Origin of the sequence: Pseudescherichia sp. AS216, assembly GCF_037152055.1 — a bacterium.
Lineage (GTDB): Bacteria > Pseudomonadota > Gammaproteobacteria > Enterobacterales > Enterobacteriaceae > Pseudescherichia.
The window spans coordinates 283,416-297,022 of record NZ_JBBCMV010000003.1; the positions used below are offsets into that span (position 1 = coordinate 283,416).

At 57.9% G+C, this 13,607-nt stretch carries 12 protein-coding genes; all 12 read left to right on the forward strand.

Annotation, left to right across the window (positions count from 1 at the left end):
• Nucleotides 1-98: 98 nt before the first annotated feature.
• The 12 genes from lrhA to nuoL all read left to right on the forward strand — a co-directional run bounded on the left by lrhA (nt 99) and on the right by nuoL (nt 13,555).
• Nucleotides 99-1,037 (forward strand): transcriptional regulator LrhA, encoded by a 939-nt coding sequence (lrhA, locus tag WFN61_RS10690; protein WP_144816960.1) that lies wholly within the window; start codon nt 99-101, stop codon nt 1,035-1,037.
• A gap of 664 nt (nt 1,038-1,701) precedes the next feature.
• Nucleotides 1,702-2,145: an NADH-quinone oxidoreductase subunit NuoA gene (nuoA, locus tag WFN61_RS10695; RefSeq protein WP_042389569.1), complete on the forward strand. Its 444-nt coding sequence runs from the start codon at nt 1,702-1,704 to the stop codon at nt 2,143-2,145.
• Nucleotides 2,146-2,160: 15 nt separating this feature from the next.
• Nucleotides 2,161-2,835, forward strand: a complete 675-nt coding sequence (nuoB, locus tag WFN61_RS10700) for an NADH-quinone oxidoreductase subunit NuoB (RefSeq protein ID WP_042389571.1) — start codon at nt 2,161-2,163, stop codon at nt 2,833-2,835.
• An 87-nt stretch (nt 2,836-2,922) separates the two neighbouring features.
• Nucleotides 2,923-4,725 carry an NADH-quinone oxidoreductase subunit C/D gene (nuoC, locus tag WFN61_RS10705; RefSeq protein WP_257758168.1) on the forward strand — a complete coding sequence of 601 codons (1,803 nt, stop codon included), beginning with the start codon at nt 2,923-2,925 and terminating at the stop codon, nt 4,723-4,725.
• A gap of 2 nt (nt 4,726-4,727) precedes the next feature.
• Nucleotides 4,728-5,228, forward strand: a complete 501-nt coding sequence (gene nuoE / locus WFN61_RS10710) for an NADH-quinone oxidoreductase subunit NuoE (protein WP_144816963.1) — start codon at nt 4,728-4,730, stop codon at nt 5,226-5,228.
• A complete protein-coding gene (gene nuoF / locus WFN61_RS10715; protein ID WP_103819005.1) occupies nt 5,228-6,565 on the forward strand; it encodes an NADH-quinone oxidoreductase subunit NuoF in 1,338 nt (445 codons plus the stop codon). Before nuoE ends, nuoF begins: the two co-directional genes overlap by 1 nt.
• A gap of 32 nt (nt 6,566-6,597) precedes the next feature.
• Complete coding sequence (gene nuoG / locus WFN61_RS10720; protein ID WP_312282725.1) at nt 6,598-9,324, forward strand: NADH-quinone oxidoreductase subunit NuoG; 2,727 nt, start codon at nt 6,598-6,600, stop codon at nt 9,322-9,324.
• Complete coding sequence (gene nuoH / locus WFN61_RS10725; protein WP_042389577.1) at nt 9,321-10,298, forward strand: NADH-quinone oxidoreductase subunit NuoH; 978 nt, start codon at nt 9,321-9,323, stop codon at nt 10,296-10,298. The genes nuoG and nuoH overlap by 4 nt, the downstream gene beginning before the upstream one ends.
• Nucleotides 10,299-10,312: 14 nt before the next feature.
• Entirely contained in the window at nt 10,313-10,855 is a 543-nt protein-coding gene (gene nuoI, locus WFN61_RS10730) for an NADH-quinone oxidoreductase subunit NuoI (protein WP_042389578.1), read from the forward strand.
• A gap of 11 nt (nt 10,856-10,866) precedes the next feature.
• Nucleotides 10,867-11,418, forward strand: a complete 552-nt coding sequence (nuoJ, locus tag WFN61_RS10735) for an NADH-quinone oxidoreductase subunit J (protein WP_042389580.1) — start codon at nt 10,867-10,869, stop codon at nt 11,416-11,418.
• The gene (nuoK, locus tag WFN61_RS10740) at nt 11,415-11,717 is read left to right on the forward strand and encodes an NADH-quinone oxidoreductase subunit NuoK (protein WP_042389582.1); all 303 of its coding nucleotides are present in this window, start codon (nt 11,415-11,417) and stop codon (nt 11,715-11,717) included. The genes nuoJ and nuoK overlap by 4 nt, the downstream gene beginning before the upstream one ends.
• Complete coding sequence (gene nuoL, locus WFN61_RS10745; RefSeq protein ID WP_222888394.1) at nt 11,714-13,555, forward strand: NADH-quinone oxidoreductase subunit L; 1,842 nt, start codon at nt 11,714-11,716, stop codon at nt 13,553-13,555. The genes nuoK and nuoL overlap by 4 nt, the downstream gene beginning before the upstream one ends.
• Nucleotides 13,556-13,607 lie beyond the last annotated feature (52 nt).

Below are 13,607 nucleotides of genomic sequence, written 5' to 3' on the forward strand. Positions count from 1 at the left end.
CTCTGCCACACAGATCCCTTCTCAATGAGGATTGCTTAAATCTTTGAACACAGCAAAAGCCGGGGCGCTCGTCAGGAGTACCCTGTAAGTGAAAACATATGATTAATGCAAATCGTCCGATACTCAATCTCGATCTCGATCTACTGAGAACGTTCGTTGCCGTCGCCGATCTCAACACCTTTGCGGCTGCCGCTGTAGCGGTATGCCGAACGCAATCTGCGGTCAGTCAGCAGATGCAGCGCCTGGAGCAGCTGGTAGGTAAAGAGCTGTTTGTTCGCCACGGTCGTAATAAGCTATTAACTGAACACGGTATACAGCTGCTGGGCTATGCGCGAAAAATTCTGCGCTTTAATGATGAGGCCTGTAGCTCATTAATGTTCAACAATTTGCAGGGGGTATTAACGGTCGGTGCTTCCGACGACTCTGCGGATACTATTTTGCCGTTTCTGTTAAACCGCATCAGTTCGATCTATCCCAGGCTGGCGCTCGACGTCCGCGTAAAGCGTAATCTCTCTATGGTCGACATGCTGGCAGCCCAAGAGGTCGATCTGCTGGTGACCACGCATCGGCCTCACCAGTTTGAACATCTGACGCTGCGTACCTCCCCGACCCATTGGTACTGTGCGGCAGAGTATGTCTTGCAGAAGGGGGAAACGCTGCCGCTGGTCTTCCTTGACGATCCTAATCCGTTCCGCGACGTTGTTCTCAATACCCTTGATGCCGCCGGGATCCCCTGGCGTATGGCCTACGTGGCCTCAACGCTTTCGGCGGTAAAGTCGGCGGTGAAGGCCGGGCTGGGGATTACCGCAAGGCCGGTAGAGATGATGAGCGCGGATCTCCGCGTGCTGGGACCAAGCGATGGGCTGCCTGCGCTGGCAGAGACCGAATATCTTCTGTGCCATAACCCGCAAAGCCAGAATGAACTGGCCCAGGTTGTTTTCCAGGCCATGACGGAGTACCAGACACCCTGGCACTACGGTGCCGCTACGCCGCAGGGCGGCGACAGTTCGCTAATTGTTGAAGGGGACTTTGAGTAACGCGGACAGTGGATGTCATACAGGGAATTTACGTAACACAGTTGCCTGGCACAGGTAACATTTTGTCAGGAATCGGGCGAGCCGCTGGTAGCAGAAAATTTGCCAGCGGCGTGCTTCGTGCGCTTTTTCAGCACAAATTATCAAAAACCATTATTTATCGCTTTTGCCATCAGGCAGTTAAGCGCTACCGCCCTCAGTAAACCCTGCTTTGTATGCTACTATGCATAGCGAAAGTTCATGTTAAAAAACAAGTCTGATTGTTGCCGTTTTTTTGTGTGAATTAACAAAAGCGTGTCTCAGATCAAGAAAATACTCCCATAGAGGGGGAGGAATCCTGCCGAAATCCTGTCAAAATAAGAGGGTACTTTTTGTATCACCGCACAACGGACACGATTCAACACCGCTAAACACCCTATAAAAAATGGGTGTTGGTGGAAAAAAAGGCATTTTATGTTAATGAATTGATACCGCTGTAAACTAATGTGAAGGAACTTTTGGTCAAAGTTGACAAAAGGTTATAGAAAGGAGTAAAAAACCCCATCATTTAGCTGTCTAAGCCGTTTCTAACAGTGAGTGTAAGGTTTTTTTTGTTCCTCCCTGAAACTGTGTGGCGTCCATCTGCCGAGAAGAGCAGAGGTAACGGTGCCACTTTTTGAGTTAAGCAATGCGTATGTCAACATCCACTGAAGTTATTGCTCATCACTGGGCATTCGCGATCTTTCTTATTGTTGCCATTGGCTTATGCTGCCTGATGCTGGTCGGCGGCTGGTTACTGGGCGGGCGCGCCCGCGCGCGGCACAAGAACACGCCTTTCGAATCGGGTATCGATTCCGTTGGCACCGCTCGTCTGCGCCTCTCTGCCAAGTTTTATCTGGTCGCCATGTTCTTCGTCATCTTCGACGTCGAAGCGCTTTACCTGTTTGCATGGTCAACCTCCATTCGCGAAAGCGGCTGGGTTGGCTTTGTTGAGGCTGCAATTTTTATTTTAGTGCTGCTGGCTGGTCTGGTTTATCTGGTGCGTATTGGCGCGCTGGACTGGACGCCCGCGCGTTCACGCCGCGAGCGCTTCAACCCTGAGTCAGGCAATATCACTAACCGTCAACGCTAACAGCGAGGCAATAAGATGGATTACACGCTCACCCGCATCGATCCCAACGGTGAGAACGACCGTTACCCCCTGCAAAAACAGGAGATCGTAACCGACCCCCTCGAGCAAGAAGTTAACCGCAGCGTGTTCATGGGCAAGCTGGAAGACGTCATGCACGGCATGGTTAACTGGGGCCGTAAAAACTCTATTTGGCCGTACAACTTCGGTCTCTCCTGCTGCTACGTTGAGATGGTGACCTCCTTCACCGCGGTCCATGACGTGGCACGCTTTGGTGCGGAAGTGCTGCGCGCCTCACCACGCCAGGCTGACCTGATGGTGATCGCCGGTACGCCGTTTACCAAAATGGCCCCGGTTATTCAGCGTCTGTACGATCAGATGCTCGAGCCGAAGTGGGTTATCTCCATGGGTGCCTGTGCCAACTCAGGCGGCATGTACGACATCTACTCCGTGGTGCAGGGCGTTGATAAATTCCTCCCGGTTGATGTTTACATCCCGGGCTGTCCGCCGCGTCCGGAAGCCTACATGCAGGCGCTGATGCTGCTTCAGGAGTCGATTGGCAAAGAGCGTCGTCCGCTCTCATGGGTTGTGGGCGACCAGGGCGTCTATCGCGCCAACATGCAGTCAGAGCGCGAGCGCAAACGCGGCGAACGCATTGCTGTTACTAACCTGCGTACGCCGGACGAGATTTAATTTGCGCCTGCGGGCCGTGGAAAACACCTTCGCATAATAAACTTATAGCGCGAAGCCACGCCCGGCAGTCACCACGGACCCTTTGCAATGGTGAACATTATGACCGACTTAACCGCGCAAGACGCGTTCTGGCAAACCCGGGATCACCTGGACGACCCAGTTATTGGCGAACTGCGCAACCGTTTTGGGCCGGATGCCTTTACCGTTCAGGCGACCCGCACCGGCGTCCCTGTTGTTTGGGTAAAGCGTGAACAGTTACTGGAAGTGGGCGATTTCTTAAAGAAACTGCCGAAGCCTTACGTCATGCTGTACGATCTGCACGGCATGGACGAACGTCTCCGCACGCACCGCGACGGGCTTCCCGCCGCGGATTTTTCCGTTTTCTACCATCTGCTCTCCATTGAGCGTAACCGCGACATTATGCTCAAGGTGGCGCTGTCAGAAAACGATCTCAACGTGCCGACCTTTACCAAACTCTTCCCCAACGCCAACTGGTACGAGCGTGAAACCTGGGAGATGTTTGGCATCAATATCGAAGGCCACCCGCACCTGACGCGCATCATGATGCCGCCGACCTGGACCGGCCACCCGCTGCGTAAAGACTACCCGGCGCGCGCCACCGAGTTCGATCCGTTCGAGCTGACCAAAGCCAAGCAGGATCTGGAGATGGAGGCGTTGACCTTCAAGCCGGAAGACTGGGGCATGCAGCGCGGCACCGCTAACGAAGACTTTATGTTCCTCAACCTCGGGCCTAACCACCCGTCGGCGCACGGTGCGTTCCGTATTGTCCTGCAGCTTGATGGCGAAGAGATTGTCGACTGCGTGCCGGATATCGGCTACCACCACCGTGGCGCAGAGAAGATGGGCGAGCGTCAGTCCTGGCACAGCTACATTCCGTACACCGACCGTATCGAGTACCTCGGCGGCTGCGTGAACGAGATGCCGTACGTGCTGGCGGTTGAGAAGCTGGCAGGCATCAAGGTGCCTGAACGCGTTGATGTTATCCGCGTCATGCTCTCCGAGCTGTTCCGTATCAACAGCCACCTGCTCTATATTTCGACCTTTATCCAGGACGTCGGTGCAATGACGCCGGTGTTCTTCGCCTTCACCGATCGACAGAAAATCTACGATCTGGTTGAGGCCATCACCGGTTTCCGTATGCACCCGGCCTGGTTCCGCATTGGCGGCGTAGCGCACGATCTGCCGCGCGGCTGGGATCGCCTGCTGCGTGAGTTCCTGGAGTGGATGCCGAAGCGTCTGGACTCCTACGAGAAAGCCGCGCTGCGCAACACCATTCTGATTGGCCGTTCGAAGGGCGTTGCCGCCTACGGCGCGAAAGAGGCGCTGGAGTGGGGCACCACCGGGGCTGGTCTGCGCGCCACCGGTATCGACTTCGACGTGCGTAAGGCGCGTCCTTACTCTGGCTACGAAAACTTTGACTTTGAGGTCCCGGTCGGCGGCGGCATCAGCGATGCCTACACCCGCGTGATGCTGAAAGTCGAAGAGCTGCGCCAGAGCCTGCGCATTCTTGAGCAGTGCCTCAACAACATGCCGGAAGGCCCGTTCAAGGCGGATCACCCGCTGACGACGCCGCCGCCGAAAGAGCGCACGCTTCAGCATATCGAAACCCTGATTACCCACTTCCTGCAGGTTTCCTGGGGCCCGGTCATGCCGGCCAACGAATCCTTCCAGATGATTGAGGCAACCAAGGGTATCAACAGCTACTACCTGACCAGCGACGGCAGCACCATGAGCTACCGCACCCGCGTGCGTACGCCAAGCTTCCCGCATTTGCAGCAGATCCCTTCGGCGATCCGCGGCAGCCTGGTGTCGGACCTGATTGTCTATCTGGGTAGTATCGATTTTGTTATGTCAGACGTGGACCGCTAATTATGCACGAAAATCAACAACCACAAACCGAGGCTTTTGAGCTGAGTGCGGCAGAGCGTGATGCTATCGAGCACGAGAAGCACCACTACGAAGACCCGCGTGCGGCGTCCATCGAAGCGCTGAAAATTGTTCAGAAGCAGCGTGGCTGGGTGCCGGACGGGGCGATCTACGCCATCGCCGAGGTGCTGGATATTCCAGCCAGCGACGTAGAGGGTGTCGCCACTTTCTACAGCCAGATCTTCCGCCAGCCGGTGGGTCGCCACGTTATCCGCTACTGCGATAGCGTGGTGTGCCACATCACCGGTTACCAGGGCATCCAGGCCGCGATTGAGAAAAAACTCGATATCAAGCCGGGACAGACCACCTTTGATGGCCGTTTCACCCTGCTGCCGACCTGCTGCCTGGGTAACTGCGACAAAGGGCCAACGATGATGATCGACGAAGATACGCACAGCTATCTGACGCCGGAAGCCATCCCCGACCTGCTGGAGCAGTATAAATAATGAAAAACATTATCCTGACTCCTGAAACCCATCCTCTGACCTGGCGTCTGCGTGCTGACAAGCAGCCGGTCTGGCTGGATGAGTACCAGAGCAAAAACGGCTACGCCGGGGCGCGTAAGGCGCTCACCGGCATGGCGCCGGATGAGATCGTTAATGCGGTTAAAGATTCGGGCCTGAAAGGGCGCGGCGGTGCGGGCTTCTCCACCGGTTTGAAGTGGAGCCTGATGCCGAAAGATGAATCCATGAACATCCGTTACCTGCTGTGTAACGCCGATGAGATGGAGCCGGGCACCTATAAAGACCGCCTGCTGATGGAGCAGCTGCCGCACCTGCTGGTAGAGGGGATGCTGATCTCCGCCTTCGCGCTGAAAGCGTACCGGGGCTACATCTTCCTGCGCGGCGAGTACATCGAGGCCGCCGAGCGCCTGCGTCGTGCCATCGCCGAAGCGACCGAAGCGGGGCTGCTGGGTAAAAACATTCTTGGCACCGGCTTTGACTTCGAGCTGTTTGTCCATACCGGGGCAGGGCGCTACATCTGCGGTGAAGAGACGGCGCTGATCAACTCCCTGGAAGGCCGCCGCGCGAACCCGCGCTCTAAGCCACCGTTCCCGGCAAGCTCCGGGGTGTGGGGCAAGCCGACCTGCGTCAATAACGTTGAAACCCTGTGCAACGTCCCGGCGATCCTCGCCAACGGCGTCGAATGGTATCAGGGTATCTCGAAAAGCGAAGACAACGGCACAAAGCTGATGGGCTTCTCTGGCCGCGTGAAAAATCCCGGCGTCTGGGAGCTGCCGTTTGGCACCACCGCACGTGAGATCCTGGAAGAGTACGCGGGCGGCATGCGCGATGGCCTGAAGTTCAAGGCCTGGCAGCCGGGCGGCGCGGGAACCGACTTCCTCACCGATGCGCACCTTGACCTGCCGATGGAGTTTGCCAGCATTGGCAAAGCCGGCAGCCGTCTGGGTACTGCGCTGGCGATGGCGGTGGACCACGAAATCAACATGGTGTCGCTGGTGCGTAACCTGGAAGAGTTTTTTGCCCGCGAATCCTGCGGCTGGTGTACGCCTTGTCGCGACGGCCTGCCGTGGAGCGTGAAGATCCTGCGCGCCCTTGAGCGCGGCGAAGGTCAGCCTGGCGATATCGAGACGCTTGAGCAGCTGTGTCGATTCCTCGGGCCAGGTAAAACCTTCTGTGCCCATGCGCCAGGCGCGGTAGAGCCTCTGCAGAGTGCAATAAAATATTTCCGCGATGAATTCGAAGCCGGCATCAAGCAGCAGTTTAGCAATACCCATCTGATTAACGGTATTCAGCCTAACCTGCTTAAGACGCGCTGGTAATCTAAAGGTTTATTTATTTTGGAAGCATGCTAATGGCTACGATTCATGTAGACGGCAAAGATTACGAGGTCAACGGGGCGGACAACCTGCTACAGGCATGTCTCTCGTTAGGTCTTGATATTCCGTATTTTTGCTGGCATCCGGCGCTGGGCAGCGTTGGCGCTTGCCGCCAGTGTGCGGTGAAGCAGTACCAGAACGCGGAAGATACGCGCGGTCGCCTGGTGATGTCCTGTATGACACCGGCGACGGACAACACCTTTATCTCTATCGATGACGAAGAGGCAAAACAGTTCCGTGAGAGCGTCGTGGAGTGGCTGATGACCAACCACCCGCACGACTGCCCGGTCTGTGAAGAGGGGGGCAACTGCCACCTGCAGGATATGACCGTCATGACCGGTCATAGCTTCCGTCGTTATCGCTTTACAAAACGTACCCACCGCAACCAGGATCTGGGGCCATTCATCTCCCATGAGATGAACCGCTGCATCGCCTGCTACCGCTGCGTGCGCTACTACAAAGACTACGCCGACGGCACCGATCTCGGCGTCTACGGTGCTCATGACAACGTCTACTTCGGTCGTCCGGAAGATGGTGTGCTGGAGAGCGAGTTCTCCGGCAACCTGGTAGAGATCTGCCCGACCGGCGTCTTTACCGACAAAACGCACTCCGAACGCTACAACCGTAAGTGGGACATGCAGTTTGCCCCGAGCATCTGCCAGCAGTGCTCTCTGGGCTGTAACACCAGCCCAGGCGAACGCTACGGCGAACTGCGTCGTATTGAAAACCGCTATAACGGCACCGTGAACCACTACTTCCTCTGCGACCGCGGCCGCTTTGGCTACGGCTACGTGAATCTGAAGGATCGTCCGCGCCAGCCGGTTCAGCGTCGCGGCGACGATCTGATCGCCCTCAACGCCGAGCAGGCGATGCAGGGTGCGGCAGATATTCTGCGCCAGTCGAAGAAAGTGATCGGTATCGGCTCCCCGCGTGCCAGCGTTGAGAGCAACTTTGCTCTGCGTGAGCTGGTGGGTGCCGACAACTTCTATACCGGCATCGCCAAAGGTGAGCAGGAGCGTCTTGAGCTGGCCCTGAAGGTGCTGCGCGAAGGGGGCATTCATACTCCGGCGCTGCGTGAAATCGAAAGCTACGACGCGGTACTGATCCTCGGTGAAGATCTCACCCAGACCGGTGCGCGTGCCGCGCTGGCGGTGCGTCAGGCGGTGAAAGGCAAAGCGCGCGAAATGGCGGCGGCCCAGAAAGTGGCCGACTGGCAGATTGCCGCAATCCAGAACATCGGCCAGCGTGCCAAACATCCGCTGTTTGTGACCAACGTTGACAGCACTCGTCTGGACGATATCGCGGCATGGACCTACCGTGCCCCGGTCGAGGATCAGGCACGCTTAGGCTTTGCCATCGCTCATGCGCTGGACGGCTCCGCCCCGGCGGTAGACGGTATCGATCGCGATCTGCAAAACAAAATTGATGTGATCGTCCAGGCACTGGCCGGGGCGAAAAAACCACTGATTATTTCCGGCACCAACGCCGGCAGCGCCGAGGTCATTCAGGCGGCAGCGAACGTGGCGAAGGCCCTGAAAGGGCGCGGCGCAGACGTGGGTGTGACCATGATTGCCCGGGCGGTGAACAGCGTCGGCCTGGGTCTGATTGGCGGCGGCTCTCTGGATGATGCCCTGAGCGAACTGGAGACCGGCGCAGCGGATGCCGTGGTGGTGCTGGAGAACGATCTGCATCGCCACGCCTCTGCGGCACGCGTTGACGCGGCCCTCTCTAAAGCGCCGCTGGTGTTGGTGATTGACCACCAGCGCACGGCGATTATGGAGAAAGCGCACCTGGTGCTGTCGGCGGCAAGCTTCGCCGAAAGCGACGGAACGGTGATCAACAACGAAGGCCGCGCCCAGCGCTTCTTCCAGGTTTACGACCCGGCCTACTACGACAGCAGCGCTGTGATGCTGGAGAGCTGGCGCTGGCTGCACTCCCTGCACAGCACCGTGCTGAGTCGCGAAGTAGACTGGACCCAGCTCGATCACGTGATCGACGCCGCGATTGTCCAGCTGCCGCAGCTGGCCGGTATTAAAGATGCCGCGCCGGATGCCAGCTTCCGCATTCGTGGTCAGAAGCTGGCCCGTGAACCGCACCGCTACAGCGGTCGGACGGCAATGCGCGCCAATATCAGCGTGCACGAGCCGCGTCAGCCGCAGGATAAAGACACCATGTTCGCTTTCTCTATGGAAGGGAACAACCAGCCGTCCGCTCCGCGCTCGCAAATTCCGTTTGCCTGGGCTCCGGGCTGGAACTCACCGCAGGCATGGAACAAGTTCCAGGCCGAAGTGGGGGGCAAACTGCGTCATGGCGATCCGGGCGTGCGCCTGATTGAAGCGTCCGCCAACGGTCTGGAATACTTTGACCGCGTACCGGCGGGCTTCCAGGCGGAAGAGGGGAAATGGCGTGTGGCGCCGTACTATCACCTCTTCGGCAGCGATGAGCTGTCCCAGCGCTCTCCGGTGTTCCAGACCCGGATGCCGCAGCCGTACATCAAGCTCAACCCGGCAGATGCCGCGAAGCTTGGCGTCAATGCGGGTGCGCAGGTTGCATTCAGCTACGAGGGCCAGACGGTCACTCTGCCGCTGGTGATTGCAGAAGGTTTGACAGCAGGGCAGGTGGGCTTGCCGATGGGTATGCCGGGCATCGCACCGGTGCTGGCAGGCGCGCGTCTTGAGAACTTGCAGGAGGCACAGCAATGAGTTGGTTAACACCGGAGCTGATTGATATCCTGATCGGCATTCTTAAGGCGTTGGCGATCCTGCTGGTGGTGGTCATCTGCGGGGCGTTTATGAGCTTTGCCGAGCGTCGTCTGCTCGGCCTGTTCCAGAACCGCTATGGACCGAACCGCGTAGGCTGGGGTGGCTCACTCCAGCTGGTGGCGGACATGATCAAGATGTTCTTTAAAGAGGACTGGATCCCGCGCTTCTCGGATCGCATGATCTATACCCTCGCACCGATGATCGCGTTTACCTCGCTGCTGCTGGCCTTTGCTATTGTGCCGGTCAGCCCGACGTGGGTCGTGGCGGATCTCAACATCGGCATCCTGTTCTTCCTGATGATGGCGGGGCTGACGGTTTACGCGGTGCTGTTTGCCGGCTGGTCGAGTAACAACAAATACTCGCTGCTGGGGGCGATGCGCGCCTCGGCCCAGACGCTGAGCTACGAGGTCTTCCTCGGGCTGTCGCTGATGGGCGTTGTGGCGCAGGCCGGTTCATTCAACATGACCGACATCGTGAACAACCAGGCGCACCTGTGGAACATCATTCCCCAGTTCTTTGGTTTCATCACCTTTGCGATTGCAGGCGTTGCGGTCTGTCACCGACATCCTTTTGACCAGCCAGAGGCTGAGCAGGAGCTGGCGGACGGTTACCACATCGAATACTCCGGCATGAAGTTCGGTCTGTTCTTCGTGGGCGAATATGTCGCTATCGTTACCGTGTCCGCGCTGATCGTCACCCTGTTCTTCGGTGGCTGGCACGGTCCGTTCTTACCTCCGTTCGTCTGGTTTGCCCTGAAAACAGCATTCTTCATGATGATGTTCATTTTGATTCGCGCAGCATTACCCCGTCCGCGTTATGACCAGGTGATGTCCTTCGGCTGGAAAGTGTGCCTGCCGCTTACGCTAATCAACCTGCTGGTAACGGCGGCTGTCATTCTGTGGCAGGCGCAATAAGGGATGAAAAGACCATGACCTTAAAAGAGTTAATCGTAGGTTTCGGCACCCAGGTACGCAGTATCTGGATGATCGGCCTGCACGCGTTTGCCAAACGCGAAACCCGTATGTATCCGGAAGAGCCGGTCTACCTGCCGCCGCGCTACCGTGGCCGCATTGTATTAACCCGCGATCCGGACGGCGCAGAGCGCTGCGTTGCCTGTAACCTGTGTGCGGTAGCCTGTCCGGTAGGCTGTATTTCGCTGCAAAAAGCGGAAACCGTCGACGGCCGCTGGTATCCAGAGTTTTTCCGTATCAACTTCTCACGCTGCATCTTCTGCGGCATGTGTGAAGAGGCCTGTCCGACTACCGCCATCCAGCTTACGCCAGACTTCGAGCTGGGCGAGTTCAAGCGTCAGGACCTGGTTTACGAAAAAGAGGATCTGCTGATCTCCGGTCCGGGTAAATATCCGGAATATAACTTCTACCGGATGGCAGGTATGGCAATCGACGGCAAGGATAAGGGCGAGGCAGAGAACGAAGCCAAACCTATCGACGTCAAGGGCCTGTTACCGTAAGGAGAGGGGCAATGGAGTTCGCTTTTTATATCTGTGGCCTTGTTGCCATCGTGACCACGCTACGCGTGATCACGCATACCAATCCGGTGCATGCGCTGCTGTACCTGATTGTCTCCCTGCTGGCGATTTCAGGGGTCTTCTTCTCCCTTGGCGCCTACTTTGCCGGTGCGCTGGAGATCATCGTTTACGCCGGGGCCATTATGGTGCTGTTCGTGTTTGTGGTGATGATGCTTAACCTTGGCGGAGCCGAAATCGAGCAGGAGCGCCAGTGGCTGAAGCCGCAGGTGTGGATCGGCCCGGGGCTGGTCTCTGCCGTACTGCTGGCGGTGATGGTTTACGCTATCCTCACCGTTAACGACCAGGGCATTGACGGTACCGCGATTAGCGCGAAAGCGGTCGGTATCACCCTGTTCGGGCCATACGTTCTGGCGGTTGAGCTGGCGTCGATGCTGCTGCTGGCGGGTCTGGTGGTGGCCTTCCACGTTGGCCGTGAAGAGCGTCCGGGCGAAGTGCTGAGCAACCGTCCGGCGGATGCGAAAAGAAAAACGGAGGAGCACGTATGATCCCCTTACAACACGGACTGATCCTCGCCGCCGTTCTGTTTGTGCTCGGGCTGACGGGGCTTATCATCCGCCGCAACCTGCTGTTCATGCTGATTGGCCTGGAAATTATGATTAACGCCGCCGCGCTGGCTTTTGTCGTCGCGGGCAGCTACTGGGGCCAGAGTGACGGCCAGGTGATGTATATCCTCGCGATTAGCCTCGCGGCTGCGGAAGCCAGTATTGGTCTGGCGCTGCTGCTCCAGCTGCATCGCCGTCGCCAGAACCTGAATATCGATTCAGTAAGTGAGTTGCGTGGATGAACATGCTTGCCTTAACCATTATTTTGCCATTGATTGGCTTCCTGCTTCTGTCGTTCTCCCGTGGCCGCTGGTCGGAAAACCTCTCCGCTGCGGTGGGGATGGGCTCCGTCGGGCTGGCGGCGCTGGTAACGGCGATTGCTGGCGTTGACTTCTTTAACAACGGACGCGAGGCTTTCAGCCAGCCGCTGTGGACCTGGATGGCAGTGGGCGATTTCAACATCGGCTTCAACCTGGTGCTGGACGGCCTGTCGCTGACCATGCTCTCGGTGGTAACCGGGGTTGGCTTCCTGATCCATATGTTTGCCTCCTGGTACATGCGTGGGGAAGAGGGCTACTCCCGCTTCTTCGCCTACACCAACCTGTTCATCGCGAGCATGGTAGTGCTGGTGCTGGCGGACAACCTGCTGCTGATGTACCTCGGCTGGGAAGGCGTGGGCCTCTGCTCCTATCTGCTGATCGGCTTCTACTACACCGATCCGAAGAACGGTGCGGCGGCAATGAAAGCGTTTATCGTGACCCGCGTGGGTGACGTCTTCCTCGCGTTTGCGCTGTTCATTCTCTACACCGAGCTGGGCACGCTGAACTTCCGTGAGATGGTCGAGCTGGCACCTGCGCACTTCGAAGCAGGCAACAACATGCTGACGTGGGCGACGCTGATGCTGCTGGGCGGTGCGGTCGGTAAATCGGCACAGCTGCCGTTGCAGACCTGGCTTGCGGACGCGATGGCTGGCCCGACGCCGGTCTCTGCCCTGATCCACGCCGCCACGATGGTTACCGCCGGTGTCTACCTAATCGCCCGTACCCACGGCCTGTTCCTGATGACCCCGGAGATCCTGCATCTGGTGGGGATCGTTGGCGCGGTCACCCTGGTACTGGCCGGTTTTGCGGCGCTGGTGCAGACCGACATCAAACGCGTTCTCGCGTATTCCACCATGAGCCAGATCGGCTACATGTTCCTCGCGCTGGGCGTGCAGGCATGGGATGCGGCGATTTTCCACCTGATGACCCATGCGTTCTTCAAAGCGCTGCTGTTCCTCTCGTCTGGCTCGGTGATCCTTGCCTGCCACCACGAGCAGAACATCTTTAAAATGGGCGGGCTGCGTAAGTCTATCCCGCTGGTCTACGTCTGCTTCCTGGTGGGCGGCGCGGCGCTGGCGGCACTGCCGCTGATTACCGCAGGCTTCTTCAGTAAGGATGAGATCCTCGCCGGGGCGATGGCAAACGGCCATATCAACCTGATGGTAGCGGGCCTGGTCGGGGCGTTCATGACCTCGCTCTACACTTTCCGGATGATCTTTATCGTCTTCCACGGTAAAGAGCAGATCCATGCCCACGCAGGGAAGGGGATCACCCATCACCTGCCGCTGATTGTGCTGCTGGTACTCTCCACCTTCGTTGGGGCGATGATCGTGCCGCCGCTGCAGGGCGTGCTGCCGGATACTACCGAGCTTGAACATGGTCGTGTGCTGACGCTGGAAATCACCTCGGGCGTGGTCGCTATCGCCGGGATCCTGATTGCCGCATGGCTGTGGCTGGGCAAGCGTACGCTGGTCACCTCTATTGCTAACAGCGCACCGGGCCGCCTGCTGGGTACCTGGTGGTACAACGCCTGGGGCTTCGACTGGCTGTACGACAAAATCTTCGTAAAACCTTTCCTCGGCATTGCGTGGTTAATTAAGCGCGATCCGTTGAATGCGGTGATGAACACGCCGGCTATTCTCTCCCGCTTTGCCGGGAAGGGCCTGCTGTTCAGCGAGAACGGACAGCTGCGCTGGTATGTGGCATCCATGAGCGTTGGTGCGGTCGTGGTGCTTGCCCTGCTGGTGGTATTGCGTTAATCGGTAAGCCCGGTGAGCGCTAGCGCCACCGGGCAATTTAGACTTTAACAAG

Excerpts from the sequence above, each read along its gene's own strand:
- lrhA (WP_144816960.1), top strand. The coding sequence starts at position 99 with ATGATTAATGCAAATCGTCCGATACTCAATCTCGATCTCGATCTACTG.
- nuoA (WP_042389569.1), top strand. The coding sequence starts at position 1,702 with ATGCGTATGTCAACATCCACTGAAGTTATTGCTCATCACTGGGCATTC.
- nuoB (WP_042389571.1), top strand. The coding sequence starts at position 2,161 with ATGGATTACACGCTCACCCGCATCGATCCCAACGGTGAGAACGACCGT.
- nuoC (WP_257758168.1), top strand. The coding sequence starts at position 2,923 with ATGGTGAACATTATGACCGACTTAACCGCGCAAGACGCGTTCTGGCAA.
- nuoE (WP_144816963.1), top strand. The coding sequence starts at position 4,728 with ATGCACGAAAATCAACAACCACAAACCGAGGCTTTTGAGCTGAGTGCG.
- nuoF (WP_103819005.1), top strand. The coding sequence starts at position 5,228 with ATGAAAAACATTATCCTGACTCCTGAAACCCATCCTCTGACCTGGCGT.
- nuoG (WP_312282725.1), top strand. The coding sequence starts at position 6,598 with ATGGCTACGATTCATGTAGACGGCAAAGATTACGAGGTCAACGGGGCG.
- nuoH (WP_042389577.1), top strand. The coding sequence starts at position 9,321 with ATGAGTTGGTTAACACCGGAGCTGATTGATATCCTGATCGGCATTCTT.
- nuoI (WP_042389578.1), top strand. The coding sequence starts at position 10,313 with ATGACCTTAAAAGAGTTAATCGTAGGTTTCGGCACCCAGGTACGCAGT.
- nuoJ (WP_042389580.1), top strand. The coding sequence starts at position 10,867 with ATGGAGTTCGCTTTTTATATCTGTGGCCTTGTTGCCATCGTGACCACG.
- nuoK (WP_042389582.1), top strand. The coding sequence starts at position 11,415 with ATGATCCCCTTACAACACGGACTGATCCTCGCCGCCGTTCTGTTTGTG.
- nuoL (WP_222888394.1), top strand. The coding sequence starts at position 11,714 with ATGAACATGCTTGCCTTAACCATTATTTTGCCATTGATTGGCTTCCTG.